Consider the following 16,575-nt stretch of genomic DNA (forward strand, 5'->3'; position numbering starts at 1 on the left):
TTACCACCTATCCCTTGACTGCGCCGGAGGTCAGACCGGAGACGATGCGGCGCTGGAAGAAGAGCACGAACAGGATGATCGGAATGGTGATCACCACGGCGGCGGCGCAGATCGCCCCGGTGGGGTCCTCGAACTGCGACTCGCCGGTGAAGAACGACAGCGCCACCGGGACCGTACGGGCCCGCTCGGTCGAGGTGAGCGTGATGGCGAAGAGGAAGTCGTTCCAGCAGAAGATGAAGACCAGGATCGCCGTGGTGAACAGCCCCGGCGCGGCCAGCGGGGCGATGACCCGCCGGAACGCCTGACCCTGGGTGGCGCCGTCCATCTTCGCCGCCTTCTCCAGGTCCCAGGGGATCTGCTTGAAGAACGCCGACAGCGTGTAGATCGCCAGCGGCAGCGCGAAGGTTATGTACGGCAGGATCAGCCCCGGCCAGGTGTCGAAGAGCCCCAGCTGCCGCTCGATCTCGAACAGCGGCGACACCAGCGACACCTGCGGGAACATCGCGATCAGCAGGGAGACCCCGACCAGCAGCTTCTTGCCGGGGAAGTCCAGCCGGGAAATCGCGTACGCGGCCATCGCGCCGAGCACCACCGCGATCAGGGTGGCGATGAGCGCGATGCCGATCGAGTTGGCCAGGGCCCGGACGAACTGATCCGTGTCGAAGATCGTCCGGTAGTTGTCCAGCGTCCACTCCCGGGGCCAGAACTTCCCGTCGGTCAGGGTGCCCGGGGTCTTGAACGACAGCGAGGCGATCCAGAGGACCGGGACCAGCGCGAAGACGACGACGATCACGTCGAGCAGACCCCAGCGCAGCTTCGCCCGCGTGGTGGTTTCGACTGCCATGTCAGCGCCTCTCCCCGTCGTCGCTGCCGGGGGCAGCGGTGCCGAACAGCTTCACGAAGACGAAGGCGATGATCGCCACGGTGATGAAGATCAGCACCGACATCGTGGAGCCGATGCCGAGGTTCAGACCCCGGATCAGGTTGTTGTAGGCGAGCATCGACACCGACGAGGTCTCGTTGCCGCCGTTGGTGAGCACGAAGATGTTGTCGAAGACCCGGAACGCGTCCAGCGTGCGGAACAGCAGCGCGACCAGGATCGCCGGCTTCATCACCGGCAGCATCACCTTGGTGAACCGCTGCCAGGAGGTGGCGCCGTCGGTGGAGGCGGCCTTGAGCAGGTCCTCCGGCACCAGCGCCAGGCCGGCCATCAGCAGCAGCGCCATGAACGGGGTGGTCTTCCAGATCTCCGCCAGCATGATGATCGCCAGCGAGCTGGCCCGCTCGGTCAGCGGCGCGCTGCCGTCCATGAGGTTGGCCAGGTAGCCGGTGCCGGGCGTCCAGGCGTACCGCCAGGAGAACGCGGCGACGACCGTGACGATCCCGTACGGGATCAACGCCGCGGTCCGGACGATGCCCCGACCGACCAGGGTCCGGTGCATGATCAGCGCGAGCCCCATGCCGAGCACCAGCTCGACCGCCACGGTGACCACCGTGATCAGCGCGGTGACCCCGAACGCGGTCCACCAGAACTGGTTGCTCAGCACGGTGGCGTAGTTCTCCAGCCCGATGAACTCCCGCTGGTCGGGGAAGCGCAGGTCGAACCGCTGCAGCGACAGCCAGATCGAATAGATGATCGGGTACGCGGTGACCAGCACCATGACCAGCGCGGCCGGTGCGCAGAGCAGCCAGCCGAGCTTCCGTTCGGCCTTCTTGTTCTCGCTCAGCGGCGCCTTCGCCGACCGGCGCGCGGCCCGCTGGGTCGGTACGGCGGCGTGCCGTCCGGTGGCGGCGGCCGTCTCGTCGGCGGCGACGTCCGCGCCCGTCGGGGTGGCGTTGATGCTCACGGGAGCACCCCCTTCGATTCGAGCGCGTCGGCGATAGCCTTGCGCAGCTCGTCGGCGGTCTGCTCGGGCCGGATCCCGGACGGCGGCGACAGCAGCGCCGACATCACCGTGGAGATGCTCTGGTAGGCGGGGGTCAGCGGGCGGACCGCCGGCTCCTTCAGCTCCTCCAGGATGGTGTCCTTCATCGGGTACGCCTTGTCCATCTCCGGGTCGTCGTAGACCTTCTCGATGGTCGGCGGCACCCCGTCGTTGACGGCGGAGAACTTCTGGTGCTCGGCGTTACGGATGCACTTCGCCGCCTCGAACGACTCCGTCGGGTGCTTCGAGTAGGTGCTGACGGCCAGGTTGACGCCGCCGATGGTGACCTTGCTCGGGGTGCCCGCGTCGATCCCCGGCACCCGCGCCCACGTGACCTTCTTCGCCAGGTCCGGGTTGGCCTCCTGCATCGCCGGATAGACGAACGGCCAGTTGACCTGGAAGGCGCCCTGGCCGGACTGGAACTCCAGCCGGACCGGGTCCTCGGTGGCGTTGCTGAACGACGGCGACGTCACGCCCGACGTGGCGAACTTCTTCAGCTGGTCGAGCGCCTTGACGGTGCCGGCGTCCATCACGGCCTTCTTGCCGTCGTCGCTGAGGATCTTCCCGCCCGCGCTCTCGGCCAGGGTGTTGTAGAGGACGACCAGACCCTCGTACTGGGCGCCCATGGTGAGCACCTGGTAGGGCTTGCCCTGCTGCTTGAGCTGCTGGGCCGCGGAGATCATCTCGTCCCAGGTCTTCGGCGGCTGCTGAACCAGGTCGGTGCGGTACCAGAGCAGCTGGACGTTGGTGTTCTTCGGCGCGGCGTAGAGCTTGTCCTCGTAGCGGGCGGTGTCCAGCGGGCCCGCGAGGGTGCCCTGCTCGGCCTCCGCCTTGTCCTGGCCGGTCCACTCACGGATCCAGTCGGCGCTGGCGAACTCCTGGGTCCAGGTGACGTCGAGACCGAGCACGTCCATCCCGGTGTCCTGGGCGGCGAGCCGGCGCACCATCTGCACCCGCTGGTCGTCGGCCTGCCGGGGCAGCACCCGATAGACGATCTTGTAGCGTCCCTGGGCCTGCGAGTTGCAGTCGTCGACCACCTTCTGCAAATTCTGCTCCGGCGGGTAGTACAGGTTGATCATCGGTGTACCGCCGTCGTCACCGGAACCGCAGGCGGCGAGCGGCGCCACCAACGTCAACGCGGCGGCTGCGGCCGCCGCGCGGAAACGTGGGCGCCGCCGACGGGCGGCCTCGTCGGGGTCTGCAGTCATCGCCCTCCCCTTTTCTTCGGCGAGAGCCGGGGAGGTGACGTGCCCCGGCGCACGGCGAGACGGCCGGGGCCAGGTGTTGCGGTCGGCCCGACCCCGGACGTTTCGTGCGCCCACAGTGCCCGACCTGCGACATTGCGAAACATCGCCGGTGTTCGAACGGTTGTTCAGGAGCAACTGTGGCGCGGATCACCGAGCTGCGGGCCGCGCCGGCCGCCCGTAGGCTCGGCGGATGGACGCCACCTTCTTCTTCGATCCCGCCTGCCCGTGGACCTGGCGCACCTCGCGCTGGCTGGTCGCCGTCGCCGAGGCCCGCGGCCTGGACATCGAGTGGCGGGCGTTCAGCCTGGCCATCCTCAACGAGGGTCGGATCGCCCCGGAGTACGCCGACGCGATGACCGCGTCCGGCCGCGCCCTGCGGCTGGTGGAGGCGCTGCGCGCCGAGGGCCGCCACGACGACGCCGGCCGCTTCTACACCGAGCTCGGCACCCGTACCCACGACGCCGGCAACCCGATCTCCGACAAGATCGTGGCGGCGGCCGTCGAGGCGGCCGGCCTCGCCGAGGCCGCGCCGGCCCTCGACGACGAGCGCTGGGACCGGGCGGTGCACGAGTCACACGCCCTGTCGTACGCCTCGGCCGGCCCGGACATCGGGTCGCCGGTGCTGATGGTGCCCGGCGCGGAGCGGGGCATCCACGGGCCGATCGTCACCGAGGTCCCCGGCACCGACGACGCCCTGACCATCTGGGACTCGCTGCTGCCGCTGCTGCGGCTGACCACCTTCCACGAGGTCAAGCGCGGCCGTCGCTGACCCGGGAACCCGGCTCCCCCTGACCCGTTCGGGGGAGCCGGCTGCCCCGCGCCGGGGAGGCCGGGACCGCGCCCGGGCCGGCACCGTCGAGGCATGACATCCCGATGGGCGAGATGGACGCCGCGGTCCGCGGCGCTGGGCAGCCTGGTGTACGCGGCGGTACACGCCTACTGGGCGGTGGCCGGCCCGCCGCGGTTCCCCGGGCCCGGTGAGTCGTTCCTGCCGGAGGGCTGGGCGCCGGTGGCGGCGAGCGCGGTGGCGGCTGTCGTCGCGCTGCTGGTCACCGTGGGGTGGGACAGCCGGCCGGTCGTCCGGTGGTCGCTGGCCGCCTCGGGCTGGGTCACCGGCGTCGCCCTGCTGCTGTACTCCTTCATGCTGCCGTTGAGCCTGCTGACGGTCCTCGGCGCGCTCTTCGGGGCACCCGTGCGGCGGGCCGACCTGGCGGTGCTGCTGGCCCAGGGCAGCGGCGCAACGACGGGAGTGCTGGCGGTCGCGGTGGCTGTCGTGGCGCAGCGCCGGGCCCGTCACGCCTGCCCGGCCTGCGGCCGGATCCACGGCCGCTCCCCCGAGCGGCGCACCGATCCGTCGCCCTGGTGGGCGTACCTCGGCGGGTACGGCGCCGTCGCCGCCTGCCTGCTCCGGCTCGGCGCGCAACTGCCGGACGGTTTCCGGATGAGCCTGTCGCCGGGGACCACCCGGGCGTTCGTGCTGACCTTCCTCGTGCTGATGGTGCTGGCCGGTACGGTGCTGCCGCTCGCGCTGGCGCACCGCTGGGGACGGATCTGGCCCGGCTGGGTGCTGCCGCTGGCGGGTCGGCCGGTGCCGCGCTGGCTGGTGCTCGGTCCGGCCCTGTTCGTCGGTGCCGGCCTGACCGGCTACTTCGGCGTCGGCGGGACGACCGCGTGGGCGACCGGGCGGATCCCGGGGGCGTCCGGCTGGTTCCTGCCGGTGACGCTGGCCGCGTACACGGTCTGGGGGCTGGGGCTGCTGGTCGCCGCCGCCTCCTACCTGGCCCTGACGAGGCCGGTGTGCCCGACGCGGGCGACCGGCGGCGACGAGCCGGAACCGTCCCACCCCACCGGCATGATGGCCGGATGATCGCACGCTTCAAGGACCGCTGCCTGCGGCTCGCCGGGCCGGAGCCGGCCGCGCTGCTGGCGGCCGGTGCCCGGCTGGTGCGCGAGCCGGACACGGAGGTCAGCCGGTGGGTGCTGGCCGACCCGGCGGGCAACGAGTTCTGCGCCTTCCCGCCGCGTCCCACCCAGTGAGCGGGGAGGCTACCCAGCGTCCGGCGGGTGGACTAGCGTTCCCCTAGCTCCGCAGCCAGCGCGTCGCCGTCGAAGTCGATACGCCTCCGGCCGACCCCAGCCCGCCCGAACGGTTGGTAATCGCGCGAACCCCCTTCTGCCGGTTCACCGGTTGGGCAGGATCGTCCCCAACGAGGAGGTTGTCGTGCAGGACACCCGCGCTCTCGCCCTGACGTTCGAGGTGAGCGGCCTGCCCCCGGTCAAGACCGAGGCCCTGTCCATCTTCGCCGCCGGCCACCGGCAGGCGACGAGGGTCCGCGCCCTGCTCCAGGCGGCCTGCACCGCGGCCCAGCGCACCGGCTGGACGCCGCTCGCCGGGCCGATCGAGGTGGACCTGACCCTGCGCTGCCCGCCCGGGCACCGCACCTCCGACGCCAGCACCCTGCTGGGCGGGGTGTGCGCGGTGCTCCAGGACAAGAAGCGGGTGGCCAACATCGGGCTGGCCCACCTCGGCGTCCTCGTCGACGTCGCCCTCTACGACGACGACCGGCAGATCCGCCGGTTGTCGTACGTGGAGGAGCCGGCGGAGGACTTCTCGTACCAGGTCCGGGTGGCCGCCGTACCCACCGTGGTTTGACCGACGGCCGCGGTGGGGTACCGCGGACGCCGACGAAGGGAGCGCCGATGTCGGAGCCACATGTCACGCTCGACCCGAGCGGGCTCGACCCTGTGCAGCAGAAGCTGCGCGGCCCGCTGGAGGATCAGCTGACCTCGGCCCTGCAGGCGGCCACCGAGCGGATCCGCGCCAGCTATGCGGGCGAGCCGGTCGAGGAGGTCTGTCGCCGGCTGCTCGACGAGACCCGGGCGGGCCTGCACCCGGACATCGCCGCCGGCTTCAACCCCGACATGGACGAGTTCTGCCGGGTGGCCGTGGCGATCGTCCGGGGCGGGGTCTCCTGAGACACGCCGACCCGACCGCGCCGGCCCGGTGCCGGCGCGGTCGCTTCTGCGGGCCGGTTCAGCCGCGGCGTACGTCGACCGAGACCACGTGCAGGCCGTCGGGCCGGGTGGACTCGGCCAGCCGGACCGGCAGCGGGGTGCCCGTGGTGCGCAACCCGAGGCCGAACCCGAGGTGTCCCTCGAAGTCGCCCGCCGGTGCCCAGCCGCGCAGGGTCGGCAGGTCGACCGCCCGGCCCGGCGCGGTGTAACTGGTCCGGCCGTTGCTGAGGTGGCCCTGCGCCGGGTCGAAGCGGACCGAGAGGTCGGCGTCGCCGGGCAGGTCGATCGGGTCGCCGCTGCCGTCGGACGCCACCCGGTCGACCAGGGCCACCTGGTAGCCGGGGGTCGGACCACGGAAGGCGAAGGTGACCCGGGTCCAACCCTCGCCCGGATGGTCGCCGACCCGGATGTCGACCAGGACGGGCAGCGGCTCGCCGGGCGCCGGGGTGACCGGCACCCGCACGGCGTGGCCGACCCGGGCCGGTGCGGTGGGGATCGCCCAGCCGTAGGTGACCCGCCAGTCGGAGGCGGCCGGTGTGCCGGTGGGGGGTGCGGGGGCCGTGGTGGTCACCGCGCTCGGGGACGGGGTGGGGGCGGCGGTCGCGCTGGGCGCGGCTGCCGTCGAGGGCGCTGACGTCGCGCCGTCGTGGTCGGTCGTGGTGCAGGCCGCCGCGAGCAGCACGACCAGGCCAGAAAACAGCAGTGGTACGCGCTGAGGTGTCATGACTGAGTGTGGCGCTCGACCGCCCACCCGGAGAAGAGGCGTTCGTCCCTGCTCAGCGTCATTGTCGTAATCCGGTGTGCACAGGGTGCCGCGACCGGCGGGACGGTGGGACGAGGCGGGGGCGGGTCAGGACCGGGTCCGCAACTCCCCGATCCTGACCCCCAGCCGTCCGGCGTGGTAGCGGATTTCGCCGTTGCGAGCGCGGCGGGCGTGGCACGCCGCCCACGCCGGGCTCAACACGGCGAGCCGGCCCGCATGCACTCAGCTCCACGGTGCCCAACTACCGGACTTCGGTGCGTTCCGACTCACCCCGAAGAGCCGTGAACGCGCGCTCAGGTTAGGCAGCCCGCCGCAGGTCGGACAAGCTTTTCCGGGCCCGGCGGAGTGTGATTGATACCTACGTTGAAATACGGCATGTCGGCGTAACACGGTCAGTCGAGCTGGCGCTGTTTCTCATCGAAGCGACCGGTCCGTTCGGCGGCCGGTCGACCGGCGCGGAGACCGCCCGCCGCCGCTGCGCCCACGATCAGCGCAAGCGCTCCCACGTGGAGCAGGCGTACCCCGGCCGGCGCCGGCACGGTGCTGGCCGGCAGGGCCGGCAGGACGGCCGCCCCGGCGACCACCACCGGCAGGGCCGCGCCCCAGAACAGGCCGGGACGCGCGGGTGGCGGGGGTGGGCGTACCCCGGTGAAGATCTCATGCCGGCGGGCCGCGCGCAGCGCCAAACCCACCACGAGCACCGCGCCCACCGTGCTGTTGACCGCGTCGGTGACGAGCGGCCAGTGGACGCCGGCCACCGAATAGAAGTTGTCGATCCCCAGCAGGCGCCACCAGCGCTGGCTGTGCGCGACCCGGTCCCAGGCGACGTGGCTGAACGCGCCGATCAGCGCCGAGCAGAAGGTGACCTGCCAGGGGTGCCGCACCCCGCCGAGCGCGGCGTGGTCCGGCCAGCCGAACGCCCGCTGTCCGGGCAGGTGGACGGCGATGCCGGCCATCGTGCGGCGGACGATCCAGGCATAGCCGAGGGCGACCGGCAGGCACCACCAGAGCAGCCCGGCCAGGGTGTGGGTCCGCATCCCCAGGTCGAGGCGGGTGCCGGTGAACAGGTAGCAGGCGTCCGGCGCGACCGCGCCGGTGACCAGCGCGACGCCGTCGAACCAGCGCGGTCGCCACAGTTTCAGCGGCAGCACCGGCGCCAGGTGCGACGGGAACGTCAGGGGCATGAGCTGGACGGTACCGGGCCGGTCAGAAGTGCCGGCGCAGATCCGGGAAGGCGGCCAGTCGCAACACGCCCCGGTCGCCCGGGTCCAGCTCGTCGTGCTCCAGCACCCAGGTGTTCGCGTTCGGGATGAAGACCGCGTTCATGCCGGCGGCCCGGGCCGGGAGGATGTCCGACCGCGGGGAGTTGCCGATCATCCAGGCGTCGGCCGGCGCGAAGTCGTGCTCCCGGGCCAGCCACCGGTAGGTGTCGGCGTTCTTCTCCCGGACGATGTGCGCGGCACGGAAGTGGTGCAGCAGCCCGCACGCGTCGAGCTTGCGCTGCTGCTCCTCCCGGTCCCCCTTGGTCAGCAGCAGCAACTCGTGCCGGGTGGCGAGGTCGTCCAGCGTCGCGGCCACCCCCGGCATCAGCTCGACGGTGTGCCCGACCAGCGCCGAGGCCAGTTCGTCGATCTCCCGGCGTTCCCGCTCGGTGGCCGGCCGCGCGCGCAGCTTCTCCAGGCACTCGCCGAGGCTGCGCAGGAAGACCTTGCTGCCGTAGCCGTGCGCCACCGCGTTGGCCCGCTCGATGTCGTCCAGCACGGCCCGGATCTCCTCCCGGTCGAGCGTGGGGTGCGCCAGCCAGTCGAGGAAGTCGTCGATGACCCGTTCGAAGAGGACGTTGTTCTCCCAGAGCGTGTCGTCGGCGTCGAAGACGAGCACCTGACCCTCCCGGCGCTGCGGCATGTGTATTCCCCTCCCCTGTCCGGACCGGGCCACGCTACTGCGGCCGGCCCGCACGGACGAACCCGTTTCCGCCGGCCGGCTGGACGGTCGGCGCGGACTGACCGAACGCCGACGGACGGGCGGCGGGCAGCCGACTGTGCGGGGCCGGCGCCGGCGGGATGCTGCCTGGATGAGGAATTCTCGCGACCGGCAACGCCGCGGGACCAGGGCCGGACGGTCGTACCGGAAACGGGCCGCCACCGGTCTGCTCGCCGCGCTCGTCGCGGTGGGCACCGCGCTCCCCGCCACCCCCGCCCGCGCGGTCAACGCCGCGCACTCCACCGTGGTCGGCGCCGACCCGGCGAACTGGACGCCGCACGCGCTCGACGGCACCGTGTACCGGATCCTCCAGCTCGGCAGCCGGGTGTACGTGGCCGGCTCCTTCACCAAGGTGCGCAACGCCGGGACGACCGCCGAGCTGGCGATGGCGCGGCTCGTCGCGTTCGACGCCACCACCGGCCGGATCGACACCACCTTCCGACCGGTGGTCAACGGCACCGTCAAGGCGCTGGCCGCCGCCGCCGACGGTCGCTCCCTCTATCTCGGCGGGTCGTTCACCTCGGTGAACGGGGTCGCCGCGCCCCGCGTCGCGCGGGTCGACGCGGCCACCGGCGCCCGGGTGGCCGGCTTCGCCCCGGCGGTGTTGAACAACCAGGTCAACGACATGCGGCTGGTGGGCGACCGGCTCGTCCTGGGCGGGGCGTTCCAGACCGTCGGCGGGGTGACCCGACGCGGGCTGGCCGCCCTGAACGCCACCACCGGAGCCGCCGACGGCACGGTCGACCTGCGACTGGACGGCCCCCGGACCACCACCACCGGCGTCACCGCACCGGTCAAGGTCGAAGCCCTCGACGTCTCCGCCGACGGCAGCCGACTGGTCTTCGTGGGGAACTTCAGCACCGTCGCCGGGCAGCCGCGGCACCAGCTCGCCGTGGCGGGGCTGACCGCGACCGGGGCCGCCCTCTCCGGCTGGTCGACCGACCGTTACCGACCGCAGTGCTCCGCGCGGATACCCAGCTACCTGCGCGGGGTGGACATCTCCCCGGACGGCACCTGGTTCGTCGCGGTCACCACCGGCGCGGCGTTCCCGGGCACCCTCTGCGACGCCGCGTCCCGCTTCGAGTTCGGCACCGCGGTCGGCGCCAAGCAGCCGACCTGGGTCAACTACACCGGCGGGGACACCCTGCTCTCGGTGGCGATCACCGGCGCGGCGGTCTACGTCGGCGGCCACCAGCGCTGGCTGGACAACCCGTACGGCCGTAACTCGGCCGGCGCGGGGGCGGTGGAGCGGCCCGGGATCGGGGCGATCCACCCCACCACCGGCAAGGCACTGGCCTGGAACCCGACCAAGGACCGCGGGGTGGGCACCGGCGAGCTGTACGCCACCGATCGGGGCCTCTTCGTCGGCAGCGACACCACCACGGTGGCCGGCGAGTACCACGCACGGCTGGCCTTCTTCCCGCTGCCGTGAGCGGCGCAGGGTGAGGATCAGGTCGGCGACCAGCGCCGTCCACCCGGTCTGGTGCCAGGCGCCCAGGCCGGCGCCGTTGTCGCCGTGGAAGTACTCCGGGAAGCAGATCAGGTCCCGCCAGTCCGGGTGGGTCTGGAAGAGCTGGGCCGCGCCGTAGATGGGGCGCCGACCCCAGCCGTCCCGGGTGAAGAGCGAGATCAGCCGGGCCGAGATGTCGTCGGCGATCTCGTCCAGGGTCCGCTTGCACCCCGAGCGGGTGGGGTACTCGACCTGAAGGTCGTCGCCGAAGAACGCGGCGTAGTCCCGCAGCGCGCTGACCAGCAGGAAGTTCGTGGGCATCCAGATCGGCCCGCGCCAGTTGGAGTTGCCGCCGAAGAGCCCGCTGGTGGACTCGGCCGGCTCGTAGCCGACGCTGAACTCCTGGCCGCCGAGGGTCACCGTGAACGGCTTGTCCAGGTGCGCGCGGCTGAGCGTACGCAGGCCGTACTCGGAGAGGAACTCGTCGGTGTCGAGCATCCGGGCCAGCAGCCGGACCACCTGCTCGGGGCCGACCATGGACAGCAGCCGCTGCTGCCGGCCGTCCGGGCCGAGCCGGCGGGCGCCGATCACGTCGGCGTACTCGGGGCGGTTGGTGAGGAACCAGCGCAGCCGGGCACCCAGTTCGGGCAGCCGGTGCAGGGTCCGTGCGGTGAGCCGGGTGGTCGCCGCGAGCGGCAGCAGCCCCACCACCGAGCGGACCTTCAGCGGCACCTGGCTGCCGTCGGCCAGCCGCAGCACGTCGTAGAAGAAGGCGTCCTCGTCGTCCCAGAGCCCCTGGTCGTACGCGGCGGCGGCGATGTACGCGAAGTGTTCGAAGAACTTGGTGGCGGTGTCCACGTACGCCCGGTCGTGCTCGGCGAGCACGATCGCCATGTCGAGCATGTTCAGGGCGTACATGGCCATCCAGCCGGTGCCGTCGGACTGTTCGAGCACCCCGGCCACCGGCAGCGCGGCGGAGCGGTCGAACGGACCGACGTTGTCCAGCCCGAGGAAGCCGCCCTCGAAGACGTTGTTGCCGCCGGTGTCCTTGCGGTTGACCCACCAGGTGAAGTTGAGCAGCAGCTTGTGCATCACCCGGGCCAGGAACTCGTGGTCGCGGGAGCCGTCGATCTCGAAGACCTTCAGCGCGGCCCAGGCGTGAACCGGCGGGTTGACGTCGGCGAACGCCCACTCGTACGCGGGGATCTGCCCGTTGGGGTGCAGGTACCACTCGCGGAGCAGGAGCAGCAACTGCTCCTTGGCGAAGCCGGGATCGACCCGGGCGATGCTGACGCAGTGGAAGGCCAGGTCCCAGGCCGCGTACCAGGGATATTCCCAGGGGTCGGGCATGGAGATCACGTCGAAGCTGGTCATGTGCCACCAGGCGCTGTTGCGCCCGTGCCGGCGCCCGGCCGGCGGCGGCACCGAGCCCGGGTCGCCCTCCAGCCACCGTTTGACGTCGAAGTGATAGAACTGCTTCCCCCACATCAGCCCGGCGATCGCCGTGCGGGCCACCAGCGTCTCGTCGGGGCCGGCGGCGGCCGGGACGACCCCGGCGAAGAAACGGTTGGCCTCGGCCCGCCGGGCCCAGAGCACCGCGTCGAAGCTGTCGCCCAGGTCGGCCCGGGGCGGCGGCACGCTGCCGGGCGGCGGGGCGGTCCGGGTCAGCCGCAGCCGGATCTGCCGCTGGCCGCCGGCCGGCACGTCCAGCACGTAGTGCAGGGCGCCCTTGGTGCCCACCCGGTCCGGGTTGACGGTGGCCGCGCCGGCCACGACGTGGTCGTTGATGCCGTCCTTCGGGTACGCCGACCGCCCGGGCAGTCCCCACAGCCGCTCGGCGTTGGTGTCGTTGTCGCAGAGCAGCGGGGTCGGCGCGCCGTCGCCTTCGAGGAGGACCTGGCCGAGCACCCAGTGCTCGCCGACCAGTCGGCCGTCCTCACCGGTCAGCGTCGGCACCCGGTCACCGCCGGGCAGCCCCCACGCCCAGGTGTTGCGGAACCACAGGTGCGGCAGGACGTGCAGGGTCGCCGCCTCGGGGGCCCGGTTGGCGACGGTGACCAGGATGCACATGTCCGTCGGGGTGGCCTTGGCGTAGTCGACGGTCACCGCCCAGTACCGGTCGTCGTCGAAGATCCCCGTGTCGACCAGCTCGTACTCGGTGTCGTCCCGGCCGCGCAGCGCGTTGACCGCGACCAGCTCGTCGTAGGGGAAGGCGGCCTGCGGGTAGTGGTAGCGCCAGCGCATGTACGAGTGGGTCGGTGTGCTGTCGAGATACCACCAGTAGTCCTTGGCGTCCTCGCCGTGGTTGCCGCCGTCGCCGCCGAGGCCGAACATCCGCTCCTTGAGGATCGGGTCGTTGCCGTTCCACAGGGCGAGGGCGAAGCAGAACGTCTGCCGGTCGTCGCAGACGCCCGCCATGCCGTCCTCGTTCCACCGGTAGGCTCTGGACCGCGCGTGATCGTGGGGGAAGTAGTCCCACGCCGTGCCGTGTTCGCTGTAGTCCTCCCGTACCGTCCCCCACGCCCGCTCGGACAGATAGGGACCCCATGCGCGCCAGTCCTGCTCGCCGGCATCTGCCTGGGCGAGACGGATCCGCTCGGGGTCGGGGGCGTCGGAAGCTGACCGGTCAGTGAACACCTGCACATCTTCGACGCCGCCGGGGTACTTCACCACAGCGGCCATTGTCGTCGTGGCGTGTTACACGCCGCTGCCGGTGGAGGAAAGTTGATCGACATTCGTTTCGGCCCGCAGGTCTGCGGCGAGCTGTCCGCCTCGGCGAGCCGGGAGTGGCTGGTCACCGACGGTCGCGGCGGCTACGCCATGGGTACGGTGAGCGGCCTGCGCACCCGCCGCTACCACGGGCTGCTGGTGGTGGCCGACCGGACACCGGCGGTCCGCCGGCTGGGACTGGCCGCCCTGGACCCGGCGGTCGTCCTGCCCTCGGGTGCCCGGGTACGCCTCGGCGCGCACGAGTGGTCCTCCGGCGACGTCGACCCGCGCGGCTTCGAGCTGCTGGAACGCTTCGACCTGGTCGACGGGGTGCCCCGGTGGCGGTGGCGGATCGGTGACGTGGTGATCGAGCGGGAGATCGCCATGGCGTACGGCCGGTCCTGCGTCGCGGTCGTGCACCGGCTGGTCTCCGGCGGCCCGGTCCGGCTGGACCTCTCCGCCGCCTGCACCTGGCGCGACGCGCACGGCGAGCGGCGGGCCGACGGGCCGACGCCCCGGCTGGAGCCGGCCGACGGCGGCGCGGTGGTGGAGGGGGCGTTCCGGCTGGCCGGCCCGGACTGGACGCCGGAGGGGCAGTGGTGGCTGGGCGTGCGGCACCGCGAGGAGGCCGCGCGCGACTGAACCGGACGAGGACTCCTGGTACGCGGGCCGGTTCTCCGGCGCGCTCGACGTCCCCGGCGACACGGTCTCGGTGCTGGCCTGGGCGGACGACCTGCCGACGAGCCGGCCGGCGACCGCGCTGGTCGAGGCGGCCCGGCGGCGGCACCGGGAGGTGGTGGCGGCGGCGAAGCCGGCCGACGCGGTGGCGGCGACCCTCGCGCTGGCGGCCGACGCGTTCGTGGTGAGCACGGCGGCCGGGCCGGACGTGGTGGCCGGCTACCCCTGGTTCGGCGCCTGGTCGCGGGACACCATGACCTCCTACGAGGGGCTGTTCCTCTGCACCAACCGCGCCGACGAGGGGCGCGAGCTGCTGCGGTCGTACGCGGCGACGCTGTCGGAGGGGATGCTGGCGAACACCGCCGACACCGGCCGGGTGGAGTACAACACCGTCGACGCGACGCTGTGGTTCCTGCACGCGGTGAGCCGGCACGTCACCGTCACCGGCGACACCGACCTCGGCGACGAGCTGCTGCCGGCGCTGCACGCGGTGGTCGACGCGCACGTCGCCGGCACCCGGTACGGCATCGGCGTCGACCCGGCCGACGGGCTGCTCACCCAGGGCGGCACCCCGGGCACCGCGCTGACCTGGATGGACGCCCGGGTGTACGGGGTGCCGGTGACGCCGCGTACCGGCAAGCCGGTGGAGGTGAACGCGCTCTGGGTGAACGGGCTGGCCGGGCTCGCCGAGCTGACCGAGCTGGCCGGCCGGGACGCCACCGCGCTGGGGGGGCTGCACGCGCGGGCGTCGGCCTCGTTCCGGGACCGCTTCCCGGCACCCGGGGTGGGCTGGCTGCACGACGTGGTGGACGGGCCCGCGCCGGCCTACCCGCTGGGCGGCGCCCCGCACCACGACGACGACCTGCTCCGCCCCAACCAACTGCTCGCCTGGTCGCTGCCGTACGCGCCGCTGGAGCCGGACGAGGCGACGCTGCGGCGGGTCACCGCGGGGCTGTTCACCCCGCTGGGGCCGCGCAGCCTCGCCCCCGACTCCCCCGGCTTCGTCGGGCGGCACCGGGGCGGTCCGGCGGAGCGGGACGGCGGCTACCACCAGGGGACGGTCTGGCCGTGGCTGATCGGGCCGTTCGTCGACGCGTACCGGCGGGCCGGACTAGGCACCGATGACCTTTTGGTCGGTCTTGAGGGGCATTTGGGGGAATATGGCCTCGGCTCGGTGAGTGAGACGGCCGACGGGCTCGCCCCGCACGCCGCGACCGGCTGCCCGTTCCAGGCGTGGTCGGTCGCCGAGCTGCTGCGGGTCCGGCGCAGCGTCCGGTAACCCGTTACATCCCGGCAACGGCGGCGTCTCCGCCGGTTAGCCACCGGTCGGCAGGATGGGCCCCGACCCGGACGGAACGGCGGGCACCCGGTGCGGTGCCGGCCGTCGCGCGCCGCGGGAACAACTCCGAGGGGGCCGCATGTCACCGGACGCCGACGTGATCGACATCCACCCCGCCCGGCACCAGCGGGTGCTGATCCTCTCCTGGGAATACCCGCCCGTGCTCGTCGGTGGACTCGGCCGGCACGTGCACGCCCTCTCCGTCGCGCTGGCCGCCGCCGGGCACGAGGTCACCGTCGTCACCCGGCACGCCGAGGGCGCACCCCTGGAGGAGTACGCCGACGGCGTCCGGGTCCTGCGCGCCCCCGAGGACCCGGTCACCTTCCCGCTCGCCACCGGTTCCCTGCTCGCCTGGACCATGGCGTTCAACCACACCCTCACCCGCACCGCCCTGCGCGCCGCCGAGTCCGGCCCGTACGACGTGATCCACGCCCACGACTGGCTCGTCGCGCACACCGCCGTCACCCTCGCCGAGCACCTCTCCCGGCCGCTGGTCACCACCATCCACGCCACCGAGGCGGGCCGGCACCAGGGCTGGCTGCCCGAGGAGATGAACCGGACCATCCACGGCGTCGAACACTGGTTGAGCAACGCCTCCGCCCGGGTGATCGCCTGCTCCGGCTACATGCGGGACCAGGTGACGCGGCTGTTCGACGTACCGGCGGGGCGGATCGACGTGGTGCCCAACGGGGTCGACGACCGGGCCTGGCACGCCCGCCCGCAGGCGGTCGCCGCCGCCCGCGCCCGCTTCGCCGCCGACGGCCCACTGGTCGGGTACGCCGGCCGGCTGGTCTACGAGAAGGGCGTGCAGCACCTGGTGCACGCGGTGCCGTACCTGCGCGGCCGGCACCCGGGGCTGCGGGTGGTGATCGCGGGCGACGGGCCGTACCGGGAGGAACTGGTCGCCGAGGCCCGGCGGCTGCACCTGGGCGACACGGTCCGCTTCGCCGGCTTCCTGGACGCGACCCGGCTGCCCGCGGTGCTCGCCGCCACCGACGCGACCGTGATCCCCAGCCTCTACGAGCCGTTCGGCATGATCGCCCTGGAGGCGGCGGCCGCCGGCGCGCCGCTGGCGGTGGCGAGCACCGGCGGGCTGGCCGAGATCGTCGAGCCCGGCGTCACCGGGGTCACCTTCCCGCACAGCGACCCGGACGCGCTCGCCGGCGCGGTCGGCCGGCTCCTCGGCGACGAGGTCTTCGCCCGCCGGGTGGCCCGCCGGGCCCGCACCATGGTCGCCGAGCGGTACGGCTGGGCCACCATCGCCGCCCGGACCGCGACCAGCTATGCCACCGCCCGGCGGGAGCACGGCACCTTCCAGGCCCGGCGGGCGGCCGCCCTGCTGGCCGGCGGGCGACCCCGGATCGACATCCCGGACGGAAACCTGCTGATCGGCCAGGGGGCCGCCTGTTGATCAGATGTCGCCCGACAACCGATAGGTCCCGTCCGATCGATTGGCTATTGTGGAC

General features: G+C 72.8%; 13 protein-coding genes and 2 pseudogenes. 8 read left to right on the forward strand and 7 right to left on the reverse strand.

Features of this window, described 5'->3' with window-relative positions:
* Positions 1-7 precede the first annotated feature (7 nt).
* The 3 genes from MRQ36_RS02585 to MRQ36_RS02595 are packed head-to-tail and all read right to left on the reverse strand — an operon-like array spanning position 8 to position 3,133.
* Positions 8-844: a carbohydrate ABC transporter permease gene (locus MRQ36_RS02585; protein WP_242792398.1), complete on the reverse strand. Its 837-nt coding sequence runs from the start codon at positions 842-844 to the stop codon at positions 8-10.
* A gap of 1 nt (position 845) precedes the next feature.
* Positions 846-1,847, reverse strand: a complete 1,002-nt coding sequence (locus MRQ36_RS02590; protein WP_308194773.1) for a sugar ABC transporter permease — start codon at positions 1,845-1,847, stop codon at positions 846-848.
* Positions 1,844-3,133 carry an ABC transporter substrate-binding protein gene (locus tag MRQ36_RS02595; RefSeq protein WP_242792400.1) on the reverse strand — a complete coding sequence of 430 codons (1,290 nt, stop codon included), beginning with the start codon at positions 3,131-3,133 and terminating at the stop codon, positions 1,844-1,846. The genes MRQ36_RS02590 and MRQ36_RS02595 overlap by 4 nt, the downstream gene beginning before the upstream one ends.
* Before the next feature lie 229 nt (positions 3,134-3,362).
* Here MRQ36_RS02595 and MRQ36_RS02600 point away from each other — a divergent pair, with 229 nt between their 5' ends.
* From MRQ36_RS02600 to MRQ36_RS02620, 5 genes are all read left to right on the forward strand, one after another.
* Positions 3,363-3,941: a DsbA family protein gene (locus MRQ36_RS02600; protein WP_242792402.1), complete on the forward strand. Its 579-nt coding sequence runs from the start codon at positions 3,363-3,365 to the stop codon at positions 3,939-3,941.
* Positions 3,942-4,034: 93 nt separating this feature from the next.
* On the forward strand, positions 4,035-5,039 hold the full coding sequence (locus MRQ36_RS02605; RefSeq protein WP_242792404.1) for a hypothetical protein: 1,005 nt from the start codon (positions 4,035-4,037) through the stop codon (positions 5,037-5,039).
* A complete protein-coding gene (locus tag MRQ36_RS02610; RefSeq protein ID WP_242792406.1) occupies positions 5,036-5,209 on the forward strand; it encodes a VOC family protein in 174 nt (57 codons plus the stop codon). The genes MRQ36_RS02605 and MRQ36_RS02610 overlap by 4 nt, the downstream gene beginning before the upstream one ends.
* Before the next feature lie 184 nt (positions 5,210-5,393).
* Positions 5,394-5,825, forward strand: coding sequence for a hypothetical protein (locus MRQ36_RS02615; protein WP_091345834.1), 432 nt, complete (start codon positions 5,394-5,396; stop codon positions 5,823-5,825).
* A gap of 47 nt (positions 5,826-5,872) precedes the next feature.
* Positions 5,873-6,148, forward strand: coding sequence for a hypothetical protein (locus MRQ36_RS02620; RefSeq protein WP_242792408.1), 276 nt, complete (start codon positions 5,873-5,875; stop codon positions 6,146-6,148).
* 58 nt (positions 6,149-6,206) lie between these two features.
* Here the strand turns inward: MRQ36_RS02620 and MRQ36_RS02625 are convergent, their stop codons facing one another.
* From MRQ36_RS02625 to MRQ36_RS02635, 3 genes are all read right to left on the reverse strand, one after another.
* Positions 6,207-6,911, reverse strand: coding sequence for a hypothetical protein (locus MRQ36_RS02625; protein ID WP_242792410.1), 705 nt, complete (start codon positions 6,909-6,911; stop codon positions 6,207-6,209).
* Between the two features lie 431 nt (positions 6,912-7,342).
* Entirely contained in the window at positions 7,343-8,134 is a 792-nt protein-coding gene (locus tag MRQ36_RS02630) for a DUF4184 family protein (protein WP_242792412.1), read from the reverse strand.
* 22 nt (positions 8,135-8,156) lie between these two features.
* Positions 8,157-8,855 (reverse strand): HAD family hydrolase, encoded by a 699-nt coding sequence (locus MRQ36_RS02635; protein ID WP_242792414.1) that lies wholly within the window; start codon positions 8,853-8,855, stop codon positions 8,157-8,159.
* Between the two features lie 463 nt (positions 8,856-9,318).
* Between MRQ36_RS02635 and MRQ36_RS34310 the strand changes: the two genes are divergently transcribed.
* Entirely contained in the window at positions 9,319-10,365 is a 1,047-nt protein-coding gene (locus MRQ36_RS34310) for a hypothetical protein (RefSeq protein WP_374251079.1), read from the forward strand.
* Here MRQ36_RS34310 and MRQ36_RS02640 read toward each other — a convergent pair.
* A pseudogene (locus MRQ36_RS02640) lies at positions 10,366-13,065 on the reverse strand (glucosidase); the annotation flags it as partial. It lies immediately after the preceding gene.
* A 42-nt stretch (positions 13,066-13,107) separates the two neighbouring features.
* On the opposite strand from MRQ36_RS02640, the pseudogene MRQ36_RS02645 reads away from it, so the two are divergent.
* Together MRQ36_RS02645 and MRQ36_RS02650 are read left to right on the forward strand one after the other, a co-directional pair.
* A pseudogene (locus MRQ36_RS02645) lies at positions 13,108-15,049 on the forward strand (amylo-alpha-1,6-glucosidase).
* 139 nt (positions 15,050-15,188) lie between these two features.
* Positions 15,189-16,520, forward strand: coding sequence for a glycosyltransferase family 4 protein (locus tag MRQ36_RS02650; RefSeq protein WP_242792416.1), 1,332 nt, complete (start codon positions 15,189-15,191; stop codon positions 16,518-16,520).
* The last annotated feature ends 55 nt before the right edge of the window (positions 16,521-16,575 follow it).

This window comes from Micromonospora sp. R77 (assembly GCF_022747945.1).
In the GTDB taxonomy this organism is placed as follows: domain Bacteria; phylum Actinomycetota; class Actinomycetes; order Mycobacteriales; family Micromonosporaceae; genus Micromonospora.